The sequence below is a fragment of the Hymenobacter nitidus genome (assembly GCF_020447315.1).
Taxonomy (GTDB): domain Bacteria; phylum Bacteroidota; class Bacteroidia; order Cytophagales; family Hymenobacteraceae; genus Hymenobacter; species Hymenobacter nitidus.
This window is the reverse complement of the sequence record NZ_JAJADQ010000003.1, coordinates 1-11,945: the sequence shown is the minus strand read 5'-3', so window position 1 is coordinate 11,945 and position 11,945 is coordinate 1. Positions and strand designations below refer to the sequence as shown.

The 11,945-nt window shown below is 60.9% G+C and carries 9 protein-coding genes; 5 read left to right on the top strand and 4 right to left on the bottom strand.

Annotated features, from left to right (window positions below; all coding sequences use genetic code 11):
* Positions 1–42 precede the first annotated feature (42 nt).
* A complete protein-coding gene (gene dnaB / locus LGH70_RS06265) occupies positions 43–1,575 on the top strand; it encodes a replicative DNA helicase (protein ID WP_226184689.1) in 1,533 nt (510 codons plus the stop codon).
* Positions 1,576–1,803: 228 nt separating this feature from the next.
* On the opposite strand, the gene LGH70_RS06260 is transcribed toward dnaB, so the two are convergent.
* The 4 genes from LGH70_RS06260 to LGH70_RS06245 form a co-directional block, all read right to left on the bottom strand.
* On the bottom strand, positions 1,804–2,463 hold the full coding sequence (locus LGH70_RS06260) for an HAD family hydrolase (RefSeq protein WP_226183765.1): 660 nt from the start codon (positions 2,461–2,463) through the stop codon (positions 1,804–1,806).
* Positions 2,464–2,633: 170 nt separating this feature from the next.
* Positions 2,634–3,890, bottom strand: coding sequence for a pyridoxal phosphate-dependent aminotransferase (locus LGH70_RS06255; protein ID WP_226183763.1), 1,257 nt, complete (start codon positions 3,888–3,890; stop codon positions 2,634–2,636).
* A 197-nt stretch (positions 3,891–4,087) separates the two neighbouring features.
* A complete protein-coding gene (locus LGH70_RS06250) occupies positions 4,088–5,359 on the bottom strand; it encodes a PepSY-associated TM helix domain-containing protein (RefSeq protein ID WP_226183761.1) in 1,272 nt (423 codons plus the stop codon).
* Positions 5,360–5,495: 136 nt separating this feature from the next.
* The gene (locus LGH70_RS06245; protein WP_226183759.1) at positions 5,496–7,919 is read right to left on the bottom strand and encodes a TonB-dependent receptor; all 2,424 of its coding nucleotides are present in this window, start codon (positions 7,917–7,919) and stop codon (positions 5,496–5,498) included.
* A 322-nt stretch (positions 7,920–8,241) separates the two neighbouring features.
* Here LGH70_RS06245 and LGH70_RS06240 point away from each other — a divergent pair, with 322 nt between their 5' ends.
* The 4 genes from LGH70_RS06240 to LGH70_RS06225 all read left to right on the top strand — a co-directional run.
* Positions 8,242–8,823 carry a Crp/Fnr family transcriptional regulator gene (locus LGH70_RS06240; RefSeq protein WP_226183757.1) on the top strand — a complete coding sequence of 194 codons (582 nt, stop codon included), beginning with the start codon at positions 8,242–8,244 and terminating at the stop codon, positions 8,821–8,823.
* A 165-nt stretch (positions 8,824–8,988) separates the two neighbouring features.
* Positions 8,989–9,876 carry a 4,5-DOPA-extradiol-dioxygenase gene (gene ygiD, locus LGH70_RS06235; RefSeq protein ID WP_226183755.1) on the top strand — a complete coding sequence of 296 codons (888 nt, stop codon included), beginning with the start codon at positions 8,989–8,991 and terminating at the stop codon, positions 9,874–9,876.
* 191 nt (positions 9,877–10,067) lie between these two features.
* Entirely contained in the window at positions 10,068–10,427 is a 360-nt protein-coding gene (locus LGH70_RS06230) for a winged helix-turn-helix domain-containing protein (protein ID WP_226183753.1), read from the top strand.
* Between the two features lie 181 nt (positions 10,428–10,608).
* Positions 10,609–11,945: TonB-dependent receptor plug domain-containing protein (locus LGH70_RS06225; RefSeq protein ID WP_226183751.1), on the top strand; the 1,337-nt coding region annotated here is incomplete at its 3' end.

The window sequence follows — 11,945 nt, the reverse complement described above, 5'->3', positions numbered from 1 at the left end:
CGGGCCAAAGCTGCCTGGAACAGCCGCCCCCCGCAGCTGTCCATGGGCACGCCGTCGGGCAAGCTCCCGCCCCAGGCGCGCGAGCTGGAAGCCGCTGTTTTGGGTGCCCTGATGCTGGAAAAGGATGCCCTGACCACCGTTATCGACATCCTCAAGCCCGAGAGTTTTTACGACGAGAAGCACCGCCGCATCTTCAAGGCCATCCTGAATCTGTTCGACAAATCCGAGCCGATTGATATCCTGACCGTAACCCACGAGCTGCGGGAAATGGGCGAGCTGGAAGCCGGCGGCGGGGCCCACTTCGTGGCCAACCTCACCTTCAAGGTAAACTCGGCGGCCAACATCGAGTACCACGCCCGCATCATCACCGAAAACGCCATCAAGCGGGAGCTGATCAACATTGCCAGCACCATTCACCGCGACGCGTTCGAGGACACCACCGACGTGTTTAACCTGCTCGACAGCACTGAGCAGGCCCTGTTCGAAGTGTCGGAATCCAACATCCGCAAGAACTTCGATGACATGCGCAGCCTGATGGGCAAGGCCATCAAGGAGCTGGAGGAAAAGAAAAACCAGAAGGACGGCCTCACCGGCGTACCCTCGGGCTTCTCGGCCCTAGACCGCGTCACCTCGGGCTGGCAACCGTCTGACCTGGTGATTATTGCGGCTCGGCCGGGTATGGGTAAAACCGCTTTCGTAGTGTCGGCCATGCGCAACGCGGCCGTGGACCACAAGAAGGCAGTGGCCATATTCTCGCTGGAAATGTCCTCGATTCAGCTCGTGAATCGTCTGATTTCGGCCGAAGCCGAGCTGGACTCCGAGAAAATCAAGAAAGGCAACCTAGCCGACTACGAGTGGGCCCAGCTCAACCACAAGATTGCCGGCCTCTCGTCGGCCCCGATTTACATCGACGACACGCCGGGCCTCAGCATCCGGGAGCTGCGCACCAAGTGCCGCCGCCTCAAGGCCCACCACGACATCCAGATGATTATCATCGACTACCTGCAGCTGATGACGGGTAACTCGGATGGGGGCAAGGGCGCCGGCAACCGCGAGCAGGAAATTGCCTCGATTTCGCGGGCCCTGAAGGGTATTGCTAAGGAACTGAACGTACCGGTGCTGGCTTTGTCGCAGCTTTCCCGTTCGGTGGAAACCCGGGGCGGCGACAAAAAGCCCCAGCTCAGTGACCTTCGCGAATCGGGTTCTATCGAGCAGGACGCCGACATGGTAGTGTTCCTCTACCGCCCCGAGTACTACAAGATTACGGAGGACGAAATGGGCAACCCGACCCAGGGCACGGGCGAGGTTATCATTGCCAAGCACCGGAACGGCTCCCTGGAAACCGTGCAGCTCAAGTTTATCGGCAAGTTTACCAAGTTTGCCGACCTCGACGGGGGCGGCGCCTTCGGCATGGATGCCGACTACAACACCGGCGCCTTCCCGGCCAGCACCTTCGACGACGAGCCCGGCTTCGCGCCGAACACCATCCGGCTGGGCAGCAAGATCAACGAGGGCGGCCCGGGGCCGGTGCCCTTCCCGAAAAGCAACTTCGGCAACGACGACCCGCCGTTTTAAGCGGTGTTGCAGCCAACAAGAAAGCCTCCCGCAGCAATGCAGGAGGCTTTTTTTGTTGGCACTGGTAGCTCCGTACGTTCGAAGTACGGTTCCGTCCAGCTGAAGTACGGCTTCGAATACCTGGAATGAGGCTCCGTACGCCTGAAGTACGGCTTCGTACACCTTGAGTACGGTTTCGTAAGGCCTTGAAGTGGCTTCGTACGGTTGAAATGCGGCTTCGAACGGCCCTTAAATGTTGTCGATGATGCTCTCTATTGCTTCGGCCCGAAAATCAGCGGCGAAGTGCAGGATGTTGGGCAGGTGCATAAACTCGTGCTGCTCATGTGTGGTGGTCAGGATGACGGCTTTCATGCCCGCGTGTAAAGCTGCCTCGGCCCCTTTGGGTACGTCTTCGAATACGATACAGTCTTCCGGGGCCACACCGAGCTGGGCGGCGGCTTTCAGGAAGGTTTCGGGGTGGGGCTTGCTTAGCGTCACGTCGTCGGCACTGACGACTGCTCCGAAGTAGCGCCGGATGCCTAGCGTATCGAGCACGAAGTCGATGTTGAAGGGAATAGCGGCCGAGCCAATGGCCATGAGAATGCCCTGCTGGTGGGCTCGTTCCAGAAACTCCGCCAGGCCCGGCAGCAAAGCCAGGTGAGGCCGGAACTCCTGCTGGTAGCGCTGCTCCTTGCGAAAGGCCAGCTCGTCCATTTCGGCGGCAGTAAACCGGTTGGGCCCGAACATGCGCACGAGCACCTCCTGGTTTTTGCCGTACATCTGGGGCTTTACTTCCTCGCGGGTGAAGCTGCCGCCCAGTTCGTGGTTGAAGATGTGGTGCCAGGCGTCGGTATGATAATCCATGTCGTGAATCATCGTGCCGTTCAAATCAAAAAGGAAGGCCTTCATGGGGGGAGGGATACTACAAAAAGTTGGGGCAAACCTGCGCGGTCTGCCCCAACTTATGGTGTTCAGTAAATGCAGCAGAGACGCATACTTACGTCTCGTCGTTGCTGCCGTCACAACGATTATCGTTCAACGAGTGAGACGCAACTATGCGTCTCTACAGCGGGCAATGGCTACTTCAGCGCGTCCAGGGCTTCTTTGAGGCGGGGCAGGGCCGCTTCCATGCTTTCCAGGGAAGCCCCACCCACCGACATGCGGAACCAGGTCGAGGTTTCGTCGGTGCCGAAAGCGCCAAACGGCACCACCGCCAGGCGGGCCCGCGAAATCAGGTAGAAGGTAATATCCTTGTTGGTCGCCAGCAGCTTGCCTTCGGGCGTGGTTTTGCCGATGGCGTTGATTTGGGCCGTGAGGTAGATGGCGCCCTGGGGCACCACCGCATCGACGGGGTAGCCCTGCCTTTTGAGGTCCTGCAAGCCATTGTAGAGCGCGTCGAGGCTGCGCTGCACTTTCACCTTGAAGCTGGTGATAAAGGCATCCACGTCGGCGCCCTGCTTCAAGTAAACGGCCGTGGCTACCTGCTCGGCCTTGGGGGCCCAGGCGCCCACGTGGCCCAGAATCGACTTCATCTTGTCGATGACGTTGCTGGGGCCGAAGGCGTAGCCCACGCGCACACCGGTAGCGGCAAAGCACTTGGAGATGCCGTCGATGTAGATGACGTAGTCGCGCAGCTCGGGGCGCAGGTTTACCGGGTCGTAGTGCTGGGTTTCGCCGAAGGTCAGCATCCAGTAAATCTGGTCGTACATGATGTACAACGGCTTCTCGCCAGCTGCGCGGGTTTTGTTTTCGGCAATTACCAGGTCGCAGATGGCCTCCAGGTCTTCCTTGGAGAAAACGGTGCCCGTTGGGTTCAGCGGGGAGCACAGGGCCAGCAGCGTAGCGCCTTTCAGGTGGGGCGCAACCTCCGCCGCGGTGGGCATGAAGTTGTTTTCCACCCGGGTTTCCACCATCACGGGCTCGGCGCCGGAGAGGTGGCAGTAGTGGTTGTTGTTCCAGGAAGGCACCGGAAACACCACCTTGTCGCCGCGGTCAATCAGGGCCAGGTAGGTGGCGTAGATGAGCGGACGGGAGCCGCCGGCCACCAGAATGTCGTTGACGGAGTAGGTGAGGCCCAGCCGCTCGGTGGTAAACTCCGCGACGGCCGTACGCAGGTCGGCCATGCCGTTGGCAGGCGGGTAGTTCGTGTTGCCGGCTTCGTAGGCTGCCGCAATTGCGGTTTGCAGCCCCTCGGGAATAGGATAGATTTTCGGGTCGAAGTCGCCGATAGTGAGGTTGCAGATTTCCTCGCCCTTGCGAATCATGTCGTTGACCTCGTTGCCAATCTTGATAATTTCGGAGCCAATGAGGCTGCCGGCCATTGTAGATACCATCATTATAGAGTTGTTTTTTGCCAAATATAGGGGTGTCGCTGTATGTGGCCGCAATAATTACCGCGTTCCTATGATTTCTAACGGGACGATTGACTTATTCCGGCAGCGAAATGGCCTGCTGCTGGCCCTACACCCCATAAACAAGGCCCGGGCAAATTGCTTTGCCCGGGCCCTGCATGAAAAGATTCACTATAAACGGCTTACGCAGCCATAGCGGCTTTCTTCAGTTCCTTCTTTTTGCCTTTGCGCAGGCGGTTCAGCCACATAATAACGCCCGTCACGGGGAAGGTGACGCCCAGTAAGCAGGTCACCAGCGCTACGATTTTCGAGGGCGTGCCGAAGATGGCGCCGGTGTGCACCGGCTTGAAGGTGCGGCGTACGCGCTGGCCCAGGTTGCGGTCTTCAAAGTTGAGCTTACCCAGGGGCTGCCCGGTATACTGGTCGAGGTACAGCTCGTCGGTGGCGCCTTCATAGGCGGCATCCAGGCCGGTGGTCATTACCCGCACCGCTTCCGTCGAGTCCTTGGGCAGGGAAATGCCGTACGACAGCGCGCCGGGCGTCTGCTGCCGGGCCACGGTGTAGGCCTGGTCGAAGTTGAGCGTGGCGCCGTTCAGGGCCAGCGTCGATTTGGGCGCCTCAGGACCTTTGGAGTCGGAGCTGGTCACGGCAAAGATGCCGTTGTTGAACCACTCAAACGACCAGGCCAGGCCCGTGAAGGCAAACACGAACAGGAACAGGGCGCTGTAGAAGCCCAGCACAATGTGCAGATCGTGGTTGAGGCGCTTGAAGCTGGCGTCCCACTTCACCGTCAGGCGCTGCTTCACGGCCTTGCGCGTAGCGGGCCACCACAGCACGATGCCAGTACCGATGATGAACAGGAACATGAGCGTGCTGACGCCCACGATGAGCTTGCCGATAGCGCCACCCACCATGCCGCGGTGCAGGGCCATCATGGTGAAGAAGAACGTGTCGCGGTAGTTCACCTTGTCGATGACGGCGCCGGTGTAGGGGTTTACATACACCGTGGGGCCGCGGCCACCTTCGCCACCTTTCCCGCCTTTGCCCTTCTCGCCGCCTTTCTCACCCTTGGGGCCATGCTCGGCGCCGCCGTGCTGCTCGCCGCGGGCTTTGCCACCCTCGGCCTTGCCGCCGTCCCGGCTGCCTTCCGGCTTGCCACCGGGGCCGCCCGGCGCACCCGCCAGACTGATTTCTACGGTGCGCTTGGGGTCGGCGTATACTTTCACGCCGCCTACTTTGGCTTTGGGGTCGGTGGCTTTTACGGCCTCTACCAACTGGGCCAGGGGCAGGCGCTGCTGGCTGGCGGGCGGCGTCACGAAGAACCGCTCGGGGTGCCAGGCCTGGTCCAGCTCTTTCTCAAAGACCAGTACGCCGCCGGTAAAGCAGACGATGGCAATAACGAGGCCCGAGGCCAGGCTCAGGTAGAGGTGAATGTTGCGAAACAGGATTTTCATAAAAACGGACGAAGTCGGAAAGACAAAGAACGGACAGCCGGGCGGATTTTTCGGCAGTAAACCCGGAAAGTAGCCAGTTGCAGCTGACACCTCCCGGGCTTACCTCACCTAATCACTAGCTTTCGAAACGAGTTCCTTACAGACGGTAGCTGGCCGTGGCCGAGAAGTTGCGGGGAGCAATGGGGTTCACGCTGTTGTCGTCGTGCATGTTGTAGCTCAGCTCGTTGAGAATGTTGGCCAGCTTCACGCGCAGCGACACCCGCTCGTAGCTGTAGCCCAGCGAGGCATCGAACTGCGTGTAGTTGGGGATGGTAATGAACTTGTTGGCGTCCGCCGTTTTCCAGGCCAGGCCGGTAGCCGGGTCGAGCAGGCGGGGGTTGCGGCCGGCCAGCTTATCGCCCACGTAGTAGGTGGTGAAGCCGGCGCTCAGGCCCCGCAGGAAGGTATTGTTGCCAAAGGTGCTGCTGAAGTTGTAGAACAGGCTCAGGTTGGCCGTGTGCGCCGGGTTGTAGCGCAGGCGGCTGCCGTTTTCGTAGATGTTGCTGTTGGTGTAGGCCGTGTTGTTGTAGCTGTAGCCGGTAATCACCGACCAGCCATTCACGGGCTTGCTCTGCACGTCCACTTCCACGCCTTTGCTGGTTACCTGGCCGGCCAGCTCCTGGGGGCTGGGCGTGCGGGAGGTGCCGAAGCGCGGGTCGGTGGGCAGAATGCTCTGCGACTGGTTGCTGTTCACGATGCGGTAAGCCGTGATGTTGGCCGACAGAGCGCCTTTGAACAGGTCGTTCTTAATGCCCACTTCGTACTGGTCAATCAGGGAAGGAGCGAGGCTTTTGCCTTCCAGGTCGAAGCCCGTGTTGGGCGTAAACGAGTTGGAATAAGAAGCAAACAGAGCCGTGGTTTTAACGGGCTGGAACACCACGCCCAGGCGGGGCGAGAAGGCATTGTCGTAGCGGCGGTTGTTGACCAGCGTGCCGGCTACCGGTGCGGGCTTGGTGTTGCGGTTCACGAACGTGTTGTAGTAGTACACGTCGCTGGGCGTTTCCTGGTAGCTCCAGCGCAGGCCGGCCAGCACCTTGATTTTCTCCGTCACGCTCAGCAGATCCTGCACGTAGAAGCCGGCGCGGCGGGTGTTGCCCTTAGTGTAGGTGTTGCGCACCAGGTCCTGGAAGCCCGTCAGGCGCTCCTTGGGCTGGGCAATGACCTTGTTAGGGTCCAGGATGTTGATAATATCGAAGGCCGTGTTAGCCGCGTTAGCCGTCAGCTTCGAATCGGGGTTGGTGTAGGCAATGGCTGTCGTCTGGTACTGGTCGGCATCGGCGCCCAGCAGCAGGGTGTGGTCCAGGAAGCCGGTGCGGAACTTGCCGGTCAGGTCGAACTGCGCCAGGTAGTAGTTTTCATTCGTTTCGGAGCGCTGCAGGCCGCGGGTCAGGTTGCCGTAGGTAGCGGGCACGGCGCTGGCCACGGGGCGGGAAGCGCTGCGCTGGGCGTTGGCATAGCGCTGGAAGCCGGCCACGCCCCGGATCTGCCAGTTGTCGTTCAGGCGGTTGGTCAGCGTAGCGGTGGTGCTGGTCTGGTTGGTCGCGTTGTTGGCACCGTCCACGTTCAGGAAGCGGGTGCGCGACTCCTGGATCTGGTAGTCGATGGCCCCGATGCCGTAGTCGGGCGTGCGGTTGTCGCGCAGGTAGTCGCCCTCCAGCACCAGGGTTGTGTTGGGCGTCAGCTCAAACAGCAGGGAGGGGTTCACATACACGCGGTCCGACTCTACTTTGTCGCGGAAGCTGTTGGCCTTTTCGGCGGTGGCGTTAATACGGAAGGCTACTTTCTGGCTGTTGCCCACGGCACCGTATACGTCTACCGTTGGCTTCCAGAAACCGAAGGAGCCCACGCGCAGACCTACCGAGCCGCCGCGCTCAAACTGCGGCTTCTTGGTCACCAGGTTTAGCACGCCGCCGGCCGCTACGTTGCCGTAGAGAATGGCGGTGCTGCCTTTCAGTACTTCCATGCGCTCCAGGGAGCTGGCTTCGGGCATTACGCCGTTGTTGAAGCGCACCCCGTTCTTAAAGGTGTTGTTCGAGCCGTAGGCGAAGCCCCGGCTGCCCAGCTCTTCCTGCGTACCGCCGGTGGTGCTGGTCACGTACAGGCCGCTGATGTTGGCCAACGCGTCGCTCAGGCGCAATACCTGCTGCTGCTCCAGCACCTGCCGGTCGATGGTAACGGCAGCCTGGGGCAAATCCAGGGGGGCAATGGGCATCTTGCTGATGCTGGCGGGACGCTGGTTCAGGCTGCGCTGCTCCATGATTTTCACCTCGGCCAGCTCGTGCTCATTGATGCGCAGCGTGGTGGTAGGCAGGGTAGTGGTTTTGCCAGCTACCACTTCCACCGATGTTTCCTGGGTCACGTAGCCCAGGCCGCTGATATGCAGCAGCTGCACGCCAGCTTCGGCCCGGAGCTTGAAGCTGCCATCGGCTTCGGTATTGACGCCGGTGCCGGCTTTTTTCAGGCTCACCGAAATGTTTTCCAGGGGCGCGCCGTCGGTGCCCACCAGCTTTCCTACAATCAAGCCGCTTAAGGTCTGTGCCCAGCTGGTAGCTGGCAAAAAGAAGGTCAGAAGCAGGAGCGGAAGGAGTAGGGAACGGCGCATTAGTTATTTAGAATCGTTAAACTTAAGACAAAGGTGAGGCTAGTTTAGAATTCATCCAAATAAAATATCAGTTTTTTAGAATGAATCTACTTTACCGGGAGGCGCAACGGGGAGCAGCAACTTTATAGTTGCGCTCAATACCTAGGTAAGGTGCTGATTGCCATGCGCTAGATGACTGACTAGTTGGCTTACCCAGTGGCCACCGTAATCTTGGGTTTGCCCTCCGCGCTTATCTTCGTCTATGCTGGACCACCTCAAAGCCTATCTCCAAAATAAGCTGCCCCTTACCGATGCCCAGTTCGGCGCGCTGGGCCGGGTGCTGGTGCCGAAGGAGCTGAAGCGGCAGCAGCAGCTGGTGCGGCAGGGTGAGGTGGGCCGCTACGGAGCCTTCGTGGCGCAGGGCTGCCTGCGCAGCTTCGTGGTCGATAAGAAGGGCAAGGAGCACGTGCTGCAGTTTGCGCCCGAAAACTGGTGGATAGCCGACCAGTACGGCCTGATTCACCACGAGCCGGCGTTGTTTTCTATCGATGCGCTGGAAGACTCCCGGGTGCTGCTCTTCGGGCCCGACTTCTACCAGCAGCTGCCCCAGCTCGGGCCGCCGTTCCAGGCCTTTTTCTACGAGCTGCAGCAAAACAGCTTGCAGGCCATGCAGAAGCGCCTGATTGCCACGCTCAGCGCCACGGCCGAGGAGCGCTACCTCGACTTTATCCGGACCTATCCCTCCCTGACTCAGCGGCTGCCCCAGCGCCTGATTGCCGCCTACCTGGGCATCACGCCCGAGTCGCTGAGCCGTATCCGCAAGGAACTGGCGGGCCACCGGTAGCGGTAAGGTTTTCATAAGCGGCTCTTTTTCTGTCTTGCGGGTGCCACGGCTACGCTTCGCGAGGACACGACGAGCAGACGAACAGCAGCACATTCATTTCTTATCCTACATCAAGGCAGAAGGGAAGCAAGCCGGATAATTTTGTTGTGTACCTACGGAAGCAGTATGAACCGCACCACCTTTCTTAAAACGCTGGCTCTGCTGCCCCTTGTCTCCGCCATGAACCTACACGACATTCATACAACCGCCACTTCCTTTGCCCGCACCGAGCGGATGCCCGTACTCTTCGTGGGCCACGGCTCCCCGATGAACGCCCTGGAAGACAATGCCTTTACGCGCCGCATGAAGCGGCTGGGCCAGGAAATCCGGCAGCGCCAGGTGCCCAACGCCATTCTGGTGGTGTCGGCGCACTGGCTCACGCGCGGCACCTTCGCGGGCCTGAACGAGCAGCCCGAAACCATTCACGACTTCGGCGGCTTTCCCCAGGAGCTGTTTGCCATGCAATACCCCGCGCCCGGCGCGCCCACGTTTGCCCAGTCCATCATCGAGCACGTGGCCGACGTGCACGGCTCCCACGACTGGGGCCTCGACCACGGCACCTGGACCATTCTGCACCACCTGTTCCCGGAGGCCACCATTCCCGTGTTTCAACTGAGCCTGGACGTTACCAAATCCATGCAGCAGCACTTCGACCTGGCCCGGCAGCTGCGGTTCCTGCGCGACCGGGGCGTGCTCATTATCGGCAGCGGCAACATCGTACACAACCTGCGCCAGAGCATGCCCAAGCTGATGCAGGGCGACGCGACGCCCTACGCCTGGGCCACCGAGTTCGACGAGTGGGTGAAAGCTAAAATCGACCAGCGCGACTTTGCCAGCCTAGTGAAGTATCAGCAGCTGGGCGGTGCCAGTGGCCAGCTGGCCGTGCCCACCACCGACCACTACCTGCCGGTGCTCTACAGCCTGGGCCTGGCCGACGAGGAGGAGGATATTACCCACACGTTCGAGGAAGTGAGCTATGGTGGCCTGAGCATGCGCACGTTTATGGCCGGCTAGAGGCCCGTATTTCTGCATTTCTAGCCACTGAAAAGCCCCGCCGTACGCACTGTACGGCGGGGCTTTTTTGTTGACCGATTGTTCAGACTGTATGTACCAAGTCAAGCATAGCAGCACGAAAACAGGCCGGAGCAAGTGCCAAAAAGCGGCTTAGCGGGATAAAGCAAGAAGCTTTTCCTACACTTGCAGCCATGCAAGAGCTGCTCCACCCCGATTTGCCTTTTCGCCTCAATGGCCGCCTCTGGATTGAAGGCCCCACCGAACGGTTTATGGGCATCGGGCGGCTAGAGCTGCTGGAGAAGATTGACCGCCTAGGCTCCATCTCCCGGGCCGCGCAGGAAATGCAGATGTCGTATAAGCGGGCCTGGGACCTGGTCACGTCCATGAACCAGCAGGCGCGCGAGCCGCTGGTGAGCACCCAGGCCGGCGGCAAGCAGGGCGGGGGAGCCGTCGTGACGGAGGCCGGCCAGCAGATGATACGGGAGTTTACGGCCCTGCAAGCCCGGTTTCAGGCCTTTCTGGCCGAAGAATCCCGCCACCTGGCGCAGTAGCGCTGCCTGGTCAGGCACCTGGGTTACGCTGCGTTACCCAACCCCTGAGAAAGACGGGCGCGAAAACTATTGCCGTCCGCAAGCGTTATGTTTGAGAAAATATAACGACCGGATATTGCTTGTGGCGCCTATGCTGAACGTTACCCGAAGGGAATGGCTGTGGAATGGAAAACCTCTAGGGTTGCTGCTCATTCTGGGGATGAGCCCGGGTATCGGGCTGGCCCAGGTGCCTGTCGCTCTGCCCGCCGACAGCACGCGGCAGCTGGAGCTGGCCGAAGTAGTCGTGACGGCCTCGCGCGTGGAGGAGAGCATCCTCAAGTCGCCGGTGACGGTGGAGAAGCTGACGGCGCGGGCCCTGCACCTGACGCCCGCGCCCTCCTTTTTCGACGCGCTGGAAGGGGTGAAGGGCGTGCAGGTGCTCACGCCCAGCCTGGGGTTTAAGGTGCTCAACGCCCGAGGCTTTGCCAATACCACCAACGTGCGCTTCGTGCAGCTCGTGGATGGCATCGATAACCAGGCCCCCCACATCGGCGGACCTATCGGCAACGTGCTGGGGCCAAGTGATTTGGATATTGCCAGCGTGGAAATCGTGCCGGGCACGGCCGCCGCGCTCTACGGGCTGAATGCTATTAACGGGCTGGCCAACTTCAGCACCCGCAACCCGTTCAGCTCCGAGGGGCTGAGCGTACAGCAGAAGACCGGGGTTAATCATTTGAACGACAGCAATGTGGGCGTGAAAGCCTACGCCGAAACCAGTGTGCGCTACGCCCGGGTGCTGGTCCCGAAGCTGGCTTTCAAAGTGAATGGTACCTACAGCCGCGGCTACGACTGGGTTGCCAACGACCAGACCGAGCTGAACCCGGCCGGCAACGCCACCACCGGCCTGCTGGGCCCGGATAACCCCGCCCTCGACCCGGTGAACAGCTACGGCAACGAGTCGTCGAACCGGCTGACCTTCCGGCGCGGGGGCAAAACCTACTCGGTGGCCCGCACCGGCTACGACGAGCGGGACGTGGCAGACTACCGCCTGCAGCTGGGCAAAGCCGACGCGGCGCTGTACTACCGGCCGCGGCCCGCCACCGAGCTGAGCTACACCTACCGCGGGGCCTGGTTCGACAACGTGTATCAGCGCTCCAACCGCTTTCAGCTGGAGGGCTACCGGCTGCAGCAGCACGCCCTGCAGCTGAGCAGCCCCGTGGTGCAGGCCCGTGCTTACCTGACCCGGGAAAACACCGGGCGCAGCTACAACCTGCGCTCCATGGCCGAAAACCTGGACCGCAGCTACAAGCCCGACAACGTCTGGCTGAGCGACTACGGCACGGCCTACGACCAGGCCATCGGCGCGGGCCAGCCGGTGGCTCAGGCCCACCAGGCCGGGCGCGTGGCCGCCGACGCGGGCCGCTACCAGCCCGGCACCGCGCGGTTTGACCAGCAGCGCGGGGAGCTGCAAAACATCAACAACTGGGACCAGGGTGCAGCCCTGCGCGTGCAGGCCAACCTGGTGCATGCCGAAACCCA